At 53.8% G+C, this 14,837-nt stretch carries 13 protein-coding genes; 2 read left to right on the top strand and 11 right to left on the bottom strand.

Going from position 1 to position 14,837, the window contains the following annotated elements; translation table 11 throughout:
* Nucleotides 1–218: 218 nt before the first annotated feature.
* The 5 genes from ABWV47_RS16495 to ABWV47_RS16475 all read right to left on the bottom strand — a co-directional run bounded on the left by ABWV47_RS16495 (nt 219) and on the right by ABWV47_RS16475 (nt 5,517).
* Nucleotides 219–1,160 carry a hypothetical protein gene (locus tag ABWV47_RS16495; protein ID WP_353313770.1) on the bottom strand — a complete coding sequence of 314 codons (942 nt, stop codon included), beginning with the start codon at nt 1,158–1,160 and terminating at the stop codon, nt 219–221.
* Nucleotides 1,161–1,166: 6 nt separating this feature from the next.
* Nucleotides 1,167–2,480: a TRAP transporter large permease gene (locus ABWV47_RS16490; RefSeq protein ID WP_353313768.1), complete on the bottom strand. Its 1,314-nt coding sequence runs from the start codon at nt 2,478–2,480 to the stop codon at nt 1,167–1,169.
* Nucleotides 2,477–3,190: a TRAP transporter small permease gene (locus ABWV47_RS16485; protein WP_353313766.1), complete on the bottom strand. Its 714-nt coding sequence runs from the start codon at nt 3,188–3,190 to the stop codon at nt 2,477–2,479. Before ABWV47_RS16485 ends, ABWV47_RS16490 begins: the two co-directional genes overlap by 4 nt.
* Nucleotides 3,191–3,251: 61 nt before the next feature.
* The gene (locus ABWV47_RS16480; protein ID WP_502959717.1) at nt 3,252–4,199 is read right to left on the bottom strand and encodes a TRAP transporter substrate-binding protein; all 948 of its coding nucleotides are present in this window, start codon (nt 4,197–4,199) and stop codon (nt 3,252–3,254) included.
* A 67-nt stretch (nt 4,200–4,266) separates the two neighbouring features.
* Nucleotides 4,267–5,517: an NAD(P)/FAD-dependent oxidoreductase gene (locus ABWV47_RS16475; protein ID WP_353313762.1), complete on the bottom strand. Its 1,251-nt coding sequence runs from the start codon at nt 5,515–5,517 to the stop codon at nt 4,267–4,269.
* Nucleotides 5,518–5,621: 104 nt separating this feature from the next.
* Between ABWV47_RS16475 and ABWV47_RS16470 the strand changes: the two genes are divergently transcribed.
* Both ABWV47_RS16470 and ABWV47_RS16465 read left to right on the top strand, forming a co-directional pair.
* The gene (locus tag ABWV47_RS16470; RefSeq protein ID WP_353313760.1) at nt 5,622–6,542 is read left to right on the top strand and encodes a LysR family transcriptional regulator; all 921 of its coding nucleotides are present in this window, start codon (nt 5,622–5,624) and stop codon (nt 6,540–6,542) included.
* A gap of 7 nt (nt 6,543–6,549) precedes the next feature.
* A complete protein-coding gene (locus ABWV47_RS16465; RefSeq protein WP_353313758.1) occupies nt 6,550–7,236 on the top strand; it encodes an aspartate/glutamate racemase family protein in 687 nt (228 codons plus the stop codon).
* Nucleotides 7,237–7,329: 93 nt separating this feature from the next.
* On the opposite strand, the gene ABWV47_RS16460 is transcribed toward ABWV47_RS16465, so the two are convergent.
* The 6 genes from ABWV47_RS16460 to ABWV47_RS16435 all read right to left on the bottom strand — a co-directional run bounded on the left by ABWV47_RS16460 (nt 7,330) and on the right by ABWV47_RS16435 (nt 14,834).
* Complete coding sequence (locus ABWV47_RS16460) at nt 7,330–8,115, bottom strand: hypothetical protein (RefSeq protein ID WP_353313756.1); 786 nt, start codon at nt 8,113–8,115, stop codon at nt 7,330–7,332.
* A gap of 421 nt (nt 8,116–8,536) precedes the next feature.
* Nucleotides 8,537–9,508 carry a dynamin family protein gene (locus tag ABWV47_RS16455; RefSeq protein WP_353313754.1) on the bottom strand — a complete coding sequence of 324 codons (972 nt, stop codon included), beginning with the start codon at nt 9,506–9,508 and terminating at the stop codon, nt 8,537–8,539.
* The gene (locus ABWV47_RS16450; RefSeq protein WP_353313752.1) at nt 9,505–11,586 is read right to left on the bottom strand and encodes a dynamin family protein; all 2,082 of its coding nucleotides are present in this window, start codon (nt 11,584–11,586) and stop codon (nt 9,505–9,507) included. The genes ABWV47_RS16455 and ABWV47_RS16450 overlap by 4 nt, the downstream gene beginning before the upstream one ends.
* Nucleotides 11,583–12,788: a P-loop NTPase family protein gene (locus ABWV47_RS16445; protein WP_353313750.1), complete on the bottom strand. Its 1,206-nt coding sequence runs from the start codon at nt 12,786–12,788 to the stop codon at nt 11,583–11,585. The genes ABWV47_RS16450 and ABWV47_RS16445 overlap by 4 nt, the downstream gene beginning before the upstream one ends.
* A complete protein-coding gene (locus ABWV47_RS16440) occupies nt 12,785–13,729 on the bottom strand; it encodes a PP2C family protein-serine/threonine phosphatase (protein ID WP_353313748.1) in 945 nt (314 codons plus the stop codon). Before ABWV47_RS16440 ends, ABWV47_RS16445 begins: the two co-directional genes overlap by 4 nt.
* Nucleotides 13,713–14,834, bottom strand: coding sequence for a hypothetical protein (locus ABWV47_RS16435; RefSeq protein WP_353313746.1), 1,122 nt, complete (start codon nt 14,832–14,834; stop codon nt 13,713–13,715). Before ABWV47_RS16435 ends, ABWV47_RS16440 begins: the two co-directional genes overlap by 17 nt.
* Nucleotides 14,835–14,837 lie beyond the last annotated feature (3 nt).

Here is a 14,837-nt window from a genome sequence, read left to right as displayed (position 1 = left end):
CGATGTTACTTTCGGGTCAGCGGACCGGAAGGATTGGCGCAGGAACTTTCCATTTATGTTCCCGAAGCCGGGACAAAGGGGGTTCCATTTAAAAACAGCCAATTTGGCGAGCCACTAATGACATCCGTCCTGAAATTTTTACGGAAATATTAAACGTTTTCAGTTTCTTGCACTAGTTTTGCCATGGTCGAGAAAGTGTGCGATTTTCCAAGAAAGCTCTATTCCTGATTGCTCTGGGTTTTTCGTCTGAACAACGGGCGCATTACGATTGGAGTGAGATACATGGGAATTTGGTAGCATCCCAAAAACAAGAGGAATGCGTCTGATTGGGTCGCGGCCGAGGCGACAAGGAAGAGGGCGATATTGCGATTTCCTGCAACCAAAGCAATGGGCGCAGCGCTGGCCTTGTCTCCAAATCGGCGCAGCGTCAGATAAGCCACGGCTTGCAATCCAAGGTTGGCGATCGAGGCAATAAGAAGCCATTTCAAAAGAGTCCAAGGTGCGCTCGACAATGCAGTGGCAACTGCATTCATCAGGCCAACAACGATCACTGCGAGGGCAATCGATGTTAGCCCGTCAAGCGCATGGGTTTCGGACGCAAGCATTTTGGGGCGCAGGCATGCTCGCAGCAAAAACGCAAATGCGATTGTGACGCTGATCGACACACCAAGACGCAAAGAGGCAATGACAGCATCTGACAAGTTTCCAAGCGCGGGAGAAAGCCAAAATATGGGTATCAGCGTCAGGGGTAGCAGCAACGTGCCAAGAATGAGTATCCGAAAGGCTGGCTCCGGTGAATGGCCGAGCAAAACAGCCATATTCGGGTTTGCAGTCACCGAAGGCGCCGCAAGCATGAGGGTTAACGCAATGGCGACCGGACTTTGCGCAAGACCAAACAACGCGAACATTGCGATGCAAAGCAAGGGCAAACCCAATTGATAGATCACCACCATTCCGAGCGTGCTTTGGAACGCGCGCAGACCGTCACGTGCGGCCGGTAGGCCTACGCGAAAGGCCGTGAGGAAAAGCAATAGCAACACAAGTTCGCTCAACCAAGGTCGAAGCGCCGTTGCAACATCGGGCAGGACAATCCCGGCTACCAGTCCAGCGTCAAGCACGTATCGCCCGTTGCGGGCGATATACCCCAGCACTTGCAGCATCTGCGATTAGCCGCCCGGACCTTGGCGGATGTTGTCAGGCAGCCACGTTGCTAGTTCAGGCCAGATCACAAGAATGACAACCATCAGCAACATAAGCCCCACCATGGGGATCGCTGTCTTCGCGATATATCCGATTTCATGGCGCGTCATGCCTTGCAGAACAAAGAGATTGAATCCGATGGGCGGGGTGACCTGCGCGGTCTCGATCACAACAACAAGGAAGATGCCAAACCAAATCACATCAATCCCTGCGGCGCGGATCATCGGTTCTACAATCGCCATGGTCAGAACGACCGAAGATAGGCCGTCCATGAACATGCCGAGGATCAAATAGAAAACGGTCAAAACCGCGATCAGGGCCACCGGAGACAACTGATAGCTTTCGATCAATTCTGCAAGCGCGCGAGGAAGGCCTGTGAAGCCCATGGAAAGCGATAAGAACGCTGCGCCCATAAGAATAAAGGCGATCATTGCTGAGGTTTTTGTCGCTCCCATAAGACTGTCTTTGAAGGTTGCCCAGTCGAGAGACCCTTGCATAGCTGAAAGTGCAAGCGCCCCAACAACACCCACTGCCGCCGCCTCGGTGGCTGTCGCATAGCCAAGATACATTGAGCCGATGACCACAAAGACAAGGCCGAACAGTGGTAGCAGAAAACGGCTTTCTGCAAGGCGTTTGCCCAAGGGCATTGCAGGTTCGGGCTCGGGGCGTTGATCTTTGCGCACAAAGTGCCACGCGGCGATGTAGAGCATGAAAAGCCCTGCCAGCACGAGACCCGGAAAAACCCCAGCCATGAACAGTTTGGTGATGCTCTCGTTTATTGTAACGCCGTAGACGATAAGTGTCAGCGAAGGTGGGATCATCAGCCCCAACGTGGCGGCACCCGCCAACGTGCCGATGATCATGTATTCGGGATACCCGCGCTTGCGCAATTCAGGGATGGACATCTTACCAACCATATTGAGGGTCGCCGCGGAGGATCCCGACACCGCCGCAAAGATCGTGCAGCCAGCGATATTGGTGTGCAACAGCCCTCCAGGCAGGAAACGCATCCACGGCGCGAGGCCGCGGAACATATCTTGGGACAATCGCGTGCGGTACAAAATCTCGCCCATCCAGATAAAGAGCGGGAGCGCGGTTAAGGTCCAACTGGAGGCGCCGGTCCAGATTGTTGTGATCATCGCGTCCCCAGCTGGGCGTGACGTAAATAGCTCCATTCCAACCCAAGCCACGCCCATAAGCGCAAGCCCGATCCAAACAGATCCACCCAAAAGGGCGAAGAGAACCAACAGGAAAATGGCGGTGGCGTATAGTTCGGTCATTCCAGAACGTCCCCATGAATTTGGCTTTCGCGCAGCGCAAGGAGCCGTGTGAGATAATCCCAGATAGCGATGGCCAGCAGCACTGTCCCAATCGACATGGGCAGCTGTGGCAACCAAACCGGTGTGTAGACCCACTCAGAGCCAGTCTGGGCCCACATCTCCGCCCATTTGGAAGGCGCATTGGCGAACATCGCAAAGAAGGTCAGAAGCCATTCAGGGACAAAATCCTGCCCCTGCGTGCGATCATTGAGCATTTCAGACACGATGTTGGTCTTGATTGCATAGCGGGCGAAATAGGTGGCGGTGACGGCGGCAACAAACATCGCAGCGGCATCGAGCCAGAATTTGGTGTGCTCATTTAGGTTGAGCAGTACGGACACGCGAATGTGCCCACCCTGCGTCAATGTATAGGCTAAGGCAAAGAAGGATGTCGCAGCCATGGCATAGCCTGCGTATTCTGTTGAGCCTGGGAATGTGAGGCTGGACCAACGCGCGATCATCTGGCCGATGATGAGCATCAAGATCAGCACCATAAAGCCCGCAGCAAGCGCGCCTGCAACCTTATAAACTCTATCCAGAACTCTCCAGACAGGAGACAAAATCACCGCTGCTTTTGGCCCTTGCCAGAAGCAAAACAAAGCCAGAAGTGTTGGGAAAACAAAGAGCCAAACCCACAGGGGTAGCCATAGGAACGGTTGCCAATCTCGCATTGAACATCCTTTGGAAAATTGCGGCCGCGACCACCGAGTACAGAGGTCGCGGCCTTAAGAATTAGTTTGCGTTGTAGGCATCAAGGATGGCTTGTCCATCCTCACCAACTTCTGCGAGCCAATCCGCTGTCATCTTTGCACCGATGGTTTCAAGCTCTGCAAGGAACTCCGAACCGGCGTCTTTAACTTTCATGCCATTGGCTTCAAGCTGTTCAAAGTACCAGTTGGCGAGCTCTGACGATTTGGCGGCACAAGCGGCGCCTGTTTCATCAGCGGCTTTTTGCACGCTGGCTTGCATGTCTGCGCTCAGACCGTCCCAGACACCTTTGTTGACCATGACGTAGTTGCGCGGCAGCCAGGCGTTCACTTTGTAGTAGTGTGTGAGGGTCTCCCAAACTTTGCGGTCATAGCCTGTCGAACCGGATGAGATGAAGGCCTCTGCAACGCCCGTGGCGAGCGCTTGGCTCAGCTCGGCGGCTTCGACCTGTACGGGGATCATGCCTAGCTCTTCGGCGAAGGTGGCTGTTGCTGTGTTGTAGGAGCGGAATTTCACGCCTTGAGTGTCTTCTGAAGAGGTGACTTCTTTTTTGAAGTAGAAACCCTGACCCGGCCACGGGCAGGTGTAGAGCGCCACGAGGTTCAGATCAGAAAGCTGCGCATTAACCTTGTCTTTGGCTGCGGCCCAGAGTTTGTCGTTCTGCTCATAGGTTGTTGCGATGAAGGGCAGGTTGTCCCACCCAAGCAGTGGGGCCTCGTTGGCGTGAGCCGACATAAAGCGTTCGCCAATTGGGGCTTGCCCGGTTTGCACCGCACGTTTGATTTCGCCGCCTTTGAAAAGCGAGCCGCCGGGGTGAACCGTAATGTCGATTTCGCCGCCGGTGTATTCGCGCACTTTGTCCGCAAATGTGACACCCATTTCGGAGTGGAAGTTCGTTGCCGCGTAGGCCATGGGCATGTCCCATTGCTCTGCGGAGGCAACGGTTCCTGTGATGGCCAGCGCCATTGCCATGGCGGACGTGCTCAGTGGTTTGTGGTGCAGTTTCATCGTTTTTTCCCTGAATTGTTGTTGGTCTTGGTCATTTGCCCGAAGCAAAGCGCATTGGCTCAAACGGACGAATATCGGTATTGGAATGGTTCCCAGAAATTATGTCAGCGACGAGTCGGCCAGTTTTGGGCCCGCCGGTTAGGCCGATGTGGTGGTGGCCAAAGGCCGTAAAGACACCGGTGTCACGCAATGCACCAATTAGGGGCAAACTGTCGGACGGGGCTGGGCGAAATCCGAGCCATTCTTCGTCCCCCGAGTATGTCAGCCCAGGAAACGTTTCTTGTACTTTGCGGCGCAGAAGTTTTAGCGGTGCCTTAGAGGGCGTCTCGTTTAACCCCCCAAACTCAACCACGCCCGCACAACGTAGTCCGTGTTCCATGGCTGTCGCAACAAACTTACCCGATGTAAGCATCATCGGGTTGTTTGGCGTCCGGCTCGGGTTTTTGAAGAGCACGTGATAGCCACGCTCGGCTTCAAGCGGGACAGTCAGGCCCAGTTTTTGCATCAACGGTTTGGACCACACGCCAGATGACACAACAGCATTGTCACAGTGGATGCGTCCGGCGTTTGTGTCCACGGCGCTAATTTGACCACCTGAAAGGTCAAAATCTTTGACCTCGGCCTGAATGAACTTTCCGCCCAAGTCTTGGAGTACTTTGACCAGATCGCCAACGTAGGAGCCAGGATTGAGAATGAAGCCATGATTTTTGAGCACCGCCAAAAGTTGGGTCTCGGGTCCTAAAATTGGCTCTGCGTCCTGAACGTCATTTCCTTCGATAAAGGAGGGCTCAAAACCAGCCTCACGGCGCAAGCGCCATGTGAGCGCATCTGCCTTAAAGGCTTGGCGATCTGGATAGGCAAAGCTGTAGTCGCTTTCCTGAATCCATTTCGCCGCCTCGGTGCCCGCCGCCAAAGCCTGATGCTGTTCAAGGCTGTCTCCCACAATTGTGGACAGCCCTTGACTGATCCGTCGGGTGTCGGCCTCATTGGCATGCGACATATATTTGATCAGCCATGGCGCCAGTTTGGGCAGATACCCCCAGCGCATGAAAAGTGGGAAGTTTGGGTTCGCGAGATATGCTGCGCTTTTCTTGAGCAGGCCGGGGGCGGTGACAGGGACCACAGAGCAACTCGCAAGAATGCCGCCATTGCCATAAGAGGCGCCCATACCCGGGGTGGATCTATCGAGAAGCGTTACTTCATAGCCTGCGCGTCGCAGCCATATCGCAGAAGATGCTCCCACAATCCCTGCGCCAATGATGACAATATGCTGTGACGACATCTGCGTGGTATTCTCCTTAGGCTAAAACCAGTCTGACAGTCGGCGCGCATCATCTCCAATACAAAGTTATGGCAATCACATAACAAAAAATGATAGGCAGCACTATGCGACTGCGCTTTCGGCAACTTCAGGCATTTCACGCCATAATTGAGACGGGCACCGTTACAGGTGCGGCTGAGGCCTTGGGCATTTCCCAGCCTGGGATTTCAAATCTTTTGGCCCAGCTAGAGCGCCAAACGGGATTGACCCTGTTTGAACGTATGCACAGTCGTCTCGTTCCCACACCGGAAGCCGAGTTGCTGCACCGCGAGATCGACACCGTCGTGCGCGGGCTTGATCACGTGACGCAAACCGTTGTGGATTTGCAGAACAAGCAGGCTGGACAGCTACAAATTGCTTCACAACACTCTATGTCATTTGGATTTGTGCCCAAGTTGATCGCCGAGTTTTCGAAGAACAGGCCGGATATGAACATTTCGTTCCAATCACAGTACAGCTCAAAAATACAAGAGTGGGTGCTGTCTGGGCTGTTTGAAATTGGCATATGTGAGACGCCAATGCTCTACGACACGCTGCACCATTATCCGGTGCAAGTCGAAACTCGGATCGCCCTGCACAAAGACAACCCGCTGCAGCAGCATGCTGTTCTGACACCTGAGCTTCTGAAGGATGAACCATTTCTTGTAATGGGCCCTGATCACATCACTCAGCGTAGGCTCCGAGAAGCTTTTGAAACGGCGGGTGTGTCTCTAAAAACCAGAGTGCATTCGCATCTTTTCAAGAACCTGTTGGCATTTGTAAAAGAGGGTATGGGAGTTGCACTGCTAGACCGATTTGGAGTTGATTTTGATTTCGACGACCGCTTCATCGTCCGCCGTTTTGATCCTCCAATCATGATGGATATGGCTGTGATCACCTCGGCGACCCGGCCATTGTCTCGATTGGGAAAAGAGTTTTTGGAACTTCTCTTGGCTGAGCTGCAGTCCTACGATGCCACCGGCAAACCAATCACGCGGGCGAAATAGAAACACCATGAACACGGCAACCGTTGGCATCATGATGCTTGAGACCAATTTTCCGCGACCACCAGGCGATATCGGGAGCCCGCAAACATGGGATTTCCCTGTCCAAATGCGCACAGTCGGCGGGGCAAGCGCTCAAAAAGTGGTGCATGAAGACCCGCGCGCACTACTCGACATGTTCGTTCAAGTGGGGCGTGAACTTGTAGCCGACGGCTGCACAGGGTTGGCGACCTCCTGCGGGTTTCTGTCACTCATGCAAAATGAACTGAAAGATGCACTGGGCGTTCCTTTTGCAAGTTCACCGCTGATGCAGGTGCCCATGGTGGAAGCAACCCTGCCTACAAACCAAGAGGTGGGTGTCCTGACAATCTCGCGCGAGAGTTTGAGTGCGGCGCATTTGCTTGCGGCCGGTGCACGAGGCGATATCGCCGTGGAAGGTTTGCCGCGCGACGGCGCGTTTGCCTCTGCGATCTTTGACGATGCACCGGAATTTAATGTTGCGACGTGTCATTCCGAAATGTGTGCGACTGCCAAGAGGCTTGTGTCACAGCATGAAACCATAGGTGCGATTGTGCTCGAATGTACCAATATGGCGCCTTACGCTGCCGACATCGCACAGACTACAGGGCGGCCAGTCTATTCAGTCGTTAGCTTTCTCAATTGGTTTCAGGCCGGACTGAAACCGGCACGATTTTAACATCTTCGCATATGAAACACACAAATAGTTCGTTTCGCTCGCGACACCGAAGTCATTGATTGATCAAGGAGGCCTGCTCGATTCACCGCGCGCTTAAGCTGGTTCACTGTTCAAACCCGCGACAAATGTACGCCAAAGTGACAGAAGCTGGTCACGTTGCTTCGTGTCAGTCGCTGCAAGAAGCTTGAAATCTCCAACTTCAAGCTCAATCAAAAGCATGTCTTTTCCAATGGTCATGGCAGCAAGACGTGGCTGTTTGATGCTCACTTGAACAGATTTATCACAGACCGATACGCAACGGTCTGACAATCGGCGCAGCACAGAAAGTGCTTCACTCTCCCCATTTTCCGCGTTTGAAACACAGTCTATCCAAGCCTTTGATAGAGTTTTGATGTCATCTACGAGCGAAGCACTGCCAAGGGGCGGTGTTGCCTTCGTTATTTCGGTTTGCACGCGCTGCAATAGCGCGCTGACTGGCAAGGATCTGGCATTTTGACTCAAAGCAGGGGCGCGCTCTGTGATGTCAATTTTGATGTGTCGAATACCGGCCACGGCGCGTCTCAATTCCGCAACTACCAGCTTTGCGGAGATATCATCCGATCCAATTGAAACCCCCTTCATGTTTAGCAAGTGGCGGTTGCTGACGACAAACTCTAACGTTTTTCCGGTTTCTTTCAGTGCAATCTGAAGACGCCGCGCCAGCACCACTTGGCTGATCTCGACGAGCACTGCATGCAAGACCTCTTGGTCAGTCGTGAACGTGCGCCAAACACCGTACGCTGCCTCTTTGGGGCTTGCCAGAATATGGAGAGCCTCGCGGATGTCCGCGTCTGCTTTTGTTGCACTTTCGGGAGGTGCATTCCGATAAGGCTCACTCATTTTAAACCCACCAACTTTTCCAGAACCTGCATCCCACTCAAAACGGCGATATCGGGATCAGACTCCAGGTCACACAGAATGCATAGAAAGTCGGACTGATTTTGCGCATGCAGGTATATGCGCATTTCGGACGCCAAAAAAACAACGCATTCATTGTGTTGCGAGACTGTTTCTGTACAGCTCTCAGCTTTCTTGAAGCAAGCAATGGCTTCTGTGCACAGTCCGTCTAAAACTTCTCGTGGCACACTTTTATCGTGTGATGCCTTTAGAACAAGACGCGCCTCTGAGTCCCCGAATGCAACCAAGTGGCAGCCGGGGATGTCAGACCTTAAGTATTTCAGACGGTCCGAAACGGTCACCAAACGTGTTCCTTTAAGCTCATGCGACTAACCCATCGCAGCCGGGACCTTGTTCTGTTGGCTTAAGGGTCCCCAATACGACCAACATCGAGTTGCGGAACAGAGTGCGCTGCCGCGTCGGATGGTCGGTCCGGAGTTGGCGTTTTGGGTCGCACACGGCGCGGCACCACTTTCTTTTGCGCGCCCGCCTCTGTGCAAGCGTCGGGCCCGTCGTTGTTACGCAATGTGTTTGACGCTGCAATGATCGTCACCCCACCAGCTGCGATCCCCTTTGATGGGGCCTGCGTGTCTTTTATTGGGGGCTCGTTAAGATCATCTTGACGCACGGGGGTTTCTTCGTCGCCAACCAACATGGTGACCAATTGCTCAATCAGAGCGGCCCCGCCGCTGTTGCGCCAAGCCGTTTCATCCATGCCCGCGTTAATTGCGTCCAAAGTTGCAATCGGAAGAATGGAAGCAAAGGCTGCACCGGCCTCTGCTTCTAGTCGCGCAAGTACGCGCCGGCGATCGAGCTCGGTGCGCAGTTTGTCAATCTGTGTCACGACCAGATGATTGGGGCCCGGCACGCTGGCACAAATCTGTTCCCACAATGCCGCTTCGGACTGGCGCCATGCCTGAGTTGCATGAGTGCACCAGATAACGCAATCCATGTCAGCGACCAGATCAAGCCAGCTTTCATGTTTCTGGTTGGGGTCAGATATACCAGGAATGTCAATCAGATCACACAGGTTCAAAATATCTGAGTCCATTGAAAACCGGATCAGCGATGTGCCCTGCATCGGTGTCGCGCTTAGGTCTGAACCGTCAAATTGTGTTTCACCGCCGTCTTCATGCACCAACGTGGCGGAGTGCGCACCATAGGTCACCCATACAGGCGGAACTCGGGTCGCGGTGATCTGAACCGGCATCGGGTCACAGCCCAACAGGAGGTTCATCAACGTGCTTTTGCCAGCGCTGAACTCGCCCATGAGGGCGATACGCGGCTTTCTGGTGGCTACAATTGACGTGTCTTGAAGGCTCTCGACAATGGTCATTGGGCTGCGACTCCTACGTCTACTGAATCTTGGCCAACAAGCGCACCAAATTGCGCTATCAGCGCGCCCAGCTGCGCCCGCTTTTGACCATCTTCGCCATTTTCGAACAGTTTGCCGATCTCTTTGGCATCCGTTGCACTGTTGATGTCCTGTATGATTTCATCGTGCTGCTTAAAAAAGTCCCGTAGGCAGTCCTTTGCGATGTCGCGCACTTGACGGGTTTGAATCTCTTTGGATTGGGTCATGAAATCTTCGGTCTCGCGCGCGATTAAGTTCTGGAATCGTTTTGAAAATGCATTGAAACCGCGAATGCGATTCCACCAAGAGATCCACCAACCGTCGTTGAAATCCAAAGCAATGGTTTGACCAAGAGATATCGGCGCTGGCAAATCAGGAAGTACCGCGTGCGCCATCTGGATGTTTTCTACTGCGGAACCGTATGTTTTGGCATAGAGCTCGGCGACATCTGCCATCGCAGCTTCAAACCGAGATTGTGCCAAACTGCGCACCCGCGCTCCAAATGCGGAGTGCGCCGAGCGCAGCAACATGCGCAGCCCAACGGGATCGTAGTCCCAAACGTGGTCTTTCCCGAAGGTCTCAAGATGTGTCAGCAAAGATCGCAGGGCTCTGTCCATGAACTTTGCATGCGCCCGATCGGCACGTGTGTGATAATCGGCAATCGCCGCATCCAGCTCTGCGTCAAACGCCTGCTCATGGAAGGTCGAGATATCACGGAATGCCCTAAGCGCCCTATTGGCCGATAGTGTGTCCTCACCGGCGCCTTTTGCGCCGATGCGCACCATCCCCGCCGCCTGTTCGCTGGTGGCCACCGTTAGGGCATTTTTGGCCGTTTTTTGTAGTAGCTGCTCACCTTGGCCTTCGATCACGCGATCCGAAAGGGCCTGAAAAAGATGCCCTATCCCCGACAGTTCCCAGACCATTTCAAGTGGCGCAAGCTTGCCGCTGTTGGCATCAAGCACAACCTCGGCCCAATCGCAGAGCGCCTTGCCTGAAAGATCGGACATGCCTTCAATATCGCCGCTCAAAGCCTTGTTTGCCCAATAGGCACTGCCAAACAGGATGTCAGCATCCTCAGGCCCTTGTCGATCGTGCAACGTCTGACGGATGCTATTTTCGATTTCCGGCACCTGATTGACCGGGTCAGGCAACTCGTCGATCCGGTTTACAAAGATCAGTACATTGCGGGATTTCAGGTTGGAAATGAGCCGGATTAACCCCATGTCGACGGAGGTCAGCGCCTGACCCGCAGACAAGACGACCACACAGAATTTACTGGTTCTAAGCGCCTGGATGGTGACTTGTTCACGCATCATGAAGGTGTCGTTCACCCCCGGCGTATCTCGCAGACATAATGGGACCGGCAAGGCTTCGCTGTTGAGATGCAAATCGGCTGAGGACAGGATATCGGCAAATCGCCCCTGTTCGCTGTCTTCCTCTCCAAAGTCGTCACCTAGAACAATGTAGCGTTCTAGCAGATTTTTGTCGAAATATCCGTAGGAATGGGTCTCTCCCAGAAGCAGGTCAAATTTGCGCCCCAAACGCCTTTGAGCTTTCGCCCGAACTTTTTCGATCTGTTCCCCAATTTTGGCCAGCTCGCTTTCGGCCCCGGCACGGCTGGCCATTTCGCCAATTCGTCCTCCTTGATTGAGCAAACGGTCCCAGTTTTTCTCTGTCATAAACTGAAACGTCGCACCGGTCTCGGCCCGGCGAGATGCTGGTTTCATATGCAGAGATGTGACAACAGAGGTCCAAGGGTTCACGTCCGATGGCAATAGATCCGCCCAACCTGCCATCGCATTTACCAATGTGGTTTTCCCGGATTTGACCTGCCCTAGAACCGTTATAGTTGGCTCAAATGCGGCAACGTCTTTTCGCATCCGTTCCACAGTCTTAAGCGTATTTTTCCCGGTGACATTTGAGAGCTGCATCAACAACCCATCCAACGAATCTAGATCGTTGCCGAGTTGCTGCAGCCCTTCTAACCCGTTGCGAAGGTTGGAAATTCGGCGAGAAGACTTGATGTCTGGCTTGGTTTCTTGCCTGATTTGTAGGTTCATGCCTGCTCCCTCGCGCCAATTTCTTTTTTAAGCTGCAAAAGCAATATCACCGAGTCCTCGGCCGCTTCGGGGCTCTTCTCAACCTGCAAAAGCATCAGTGTTTCTTCTCCGTCCTGCGCATCTTCCAAAAGCTCAGAGACGCATGCACTCTGATCAAAAGAGGCCAAGGATTGGGTCAATGTGCTCACAGTCGACGCACACCGTTCGAGCAGACCATCTGTACCCGGAATTCTTCCCTCATCCAGATCCGCCAGCATTTCTTTGGCCGCGGTTTGTAGATGGGATTGCAATTGGTCCAACACATCAGCTTGCGTGGCAGGTGTTTGAGGTGGCGCGTCATTTCGGGAGAACGTGTTGGGAATTTCACGGCTGCGCGCGGCCTCCACAGCGTCCCCCAATTGCGCCAACAATAACGCCGCTTGATCCAAAGCGGCGGCCCGACCCCGAATGACTTGTGCTTGAATCGCTTCAACAAGTTCGCGCCCGCCAGAGGCGTCCCACAGGTCATTCTGAGAACCCCGGTTCACACGCGCCTTTATGGCATGCAGCGTCGCAATTGGGTGCAGATCAAGAAATCCATCAGCTACCACTGCCGTTAACGCGGCAATGCGTTCAGACAAATCTCCGATCATTATTTGGCGATCTGCTTTGGTCAGCGCCAGAAAGCTATGATCTTTGACCTCATCTGGAACGCTCTCCCAGATATCTTGTTCAGCACGGTCAAATTCTTCGCTGCACCAGACAAAGATCTGCCCTTTTTGAAGTGCATCTGTCAGCAGTCTTTGTTGTTGTCGTGCGTCATAAGGCTGCGCCACTTCGTAGTAACTCTGCGTCTGCAGCGCTTCCAATGGAAGCTCGTATTTTACCCTATTCGCTCCCGCGTAGACTTGGTTCTCAAGACTGCTCCCTGTCACACACTGCGAAGTGCCGTCCGGCCAGAACAAAGTGATTTGTGGGCTTTTTCCATAGACGACCTCGGTGGTTTCAACATCGCGAGGTGGGCAGATGATCTCCGCACCGATCATCATATTGATTAGGCTACTTTTGCCGCTACGCGGGCGTCCTAATACGACCACACGCACCGCCTCGGACAGGTGGTCGAGAACTTGTGTGCCCATCGCCTTTTGACGTTTGGGCAGCCGTCCGCTCTCAAGTGCGGAATGCAATTGTCCGATAATCTGATCTGATTGAGTGCACGTCATTTGCTGACCTTTCGAGAAAAGCTGAACAAAGTGCGCACTGTGCCGTCGTGCACATTGCGGTCGATCTTCACGACTTGTCCCGTATTCACGGTGGTTACCTGAGGCGTGTTGCTGGCTGAACCAGATTTGACGGGCACGCTTTGAAGCGCGCTCCTGCGGGTCACTTTGATGACGCAGAGCGACAGGTTGTCTTGATCCTGACACGCTTCGGATGTGACAGCCTGTATCAGGCTTTCGCTGATGTGCGCCCCAGACTGATTTGCATTTTTGCTGAGCACTCCAGCGAGCCGACTGTCGCTCAATGTGTGCAAGCCGTCGCTGGCTGCTAGGACGATGTCGCCTTCTTGCAAAGTCATGGGTTCAGTCCGGCAATCTATTTTCGCGATCTCCACTCCTGCAAGAACGGACAATAACGCGCTGCGGTCGGGGTGGTTTTTGGCTTCTTCCGGAGACATCAGGCCACGTGCTAGCAACCTATCGATTTGGGCGGCATAGGAGTGATCTTCGTTCAATCGATACAGTTTGTGATCACGAAACAGGTAAAGCGGCGAGTCTCCGATCGAAATCCAATATAAGCGGTTCTCAAACAAGACAGGTGCGATCAATGTCGCGCCCATGCCATGTGTCTCTGGATTTTGCCGTTCGTAGTGGTTGATGCAACGGTTGGCATCCGTCACAGCCTCTCGCAACACATCTCCTAAAGCGCGCTCCATTTGTTCGGGATCAGCCGAAAGAAGTTTGAGTTCACTGAACATTTCGGTCGTCACGATGCCGCTGGCCACATCGCCGCAAGAATGGCCGCCCATACCGTCAGAGAGCACCGCAAAACCCACTGGCGCACCAAATGGGAAATCGGCGACCACCATGTCTTCTTGGCGGGCACGTGTGCCAAGATTTATCCCGGTGGCGACATCAAAGCGCAGCTCACCCAAATTCGGCATGTCCTGCCTCAGCATCATTCCAAGCGAAGTCTTCTCCACAGAGCGCTACAAACTTAAGAGTGGTTTCGCCTATGCGCATGACGCTGTTGGTATCGAGGACTTCGGTGCTCAGAACGGGGCGCCCGTTTAGCCGCACAAGGTTGGCTTTGCCGCCATGTCCAAAGAAGAACTGCCGCTGTTCCGCATCAAACGCGATGGCGGCGTGGTTCTCCCGTGAAATTGTGTTGTCACCAAAATCAAGACGCACGGTTTGACCTTCGCCACGGCCAAGTTGCGTGAGACCGTCAAACAATGAAAATGAGCTGCCTTTGCCGGGACCATCAATCACAACCAGCCACCCAACTGGGAAATGCGCTTGTGAGGGCACTGTGGCTTCGCGCGATTGGGACAAGGGGTCATGCGACATGGCGGAGGGCGCGCCAAAGCCCAACAATCGTGTTTTTACGCGTCCTTTAGAACCTCGACCGCTGGCGGGTTTATGGGCAGAAACGCTCATCTGCAGGTCAGCCAACTCATCCTCTGGTGACGCACCCTCTGTCTCGATCTGGGCAGGTTGGCCTGTCGACATTGGGGTGGTAGGGGCTGCAGCATTCACTGCGGTACCTTCACGCTCTAACGAAAGCCGCGTCGATGGCGCTATGTCTGCGGCACTGTCTTGTGGAGCTGTCGGACTTTCAATGGGCTGCGTGCCAATGGCCCCCTCAGATTTGAGAAAATGTTCCGGGTCGGAAACCGGCAAAAAGTCCGGTTCCTTGAGATGCGCAGGGCTTGTTTCTTCGAAGTCTGGCGTTTGCGCTCGTTCCGGGGCGTGACGAATAGCCTGAGTTGGATTTTCTGGGCCTGACACTTGTGTAGGGTGTTCCGCTTGCGACGACACCGCCGCTGAAATTGCAGAGAGATCAACGGCTACATTGTTGCGCGCTGGTTGCACCTCAGCGCTGGGCGCAGATGGCTCCGGTGGTGCAATGGTATCCATTTCAGACGCAGGCGGAACGATGTCTGCGCGATCTTCCTCTCGAAGATGCAATGGATACCGCAACGCGGCAGTGTCGTCTTGGCTGATGCCTTGTGTTTTGTCGGCAATAATATCGCGAATGAACCTCATGTG

Source organism: Shimia sp. NS0008-38b, assembly GCF_040370365.1.
In the GTDB taxonomy this organism is placed as follows: Bacteria; Pseudomonadota; Alphaproteobacteria; order Rhodobacterales; family Rhodobacteraceae; genus Shimia.
Note: the sequence above shows the minus strand (reverse complement) of the source record. Positions and strands in the feature narration are given on the sequence as shown.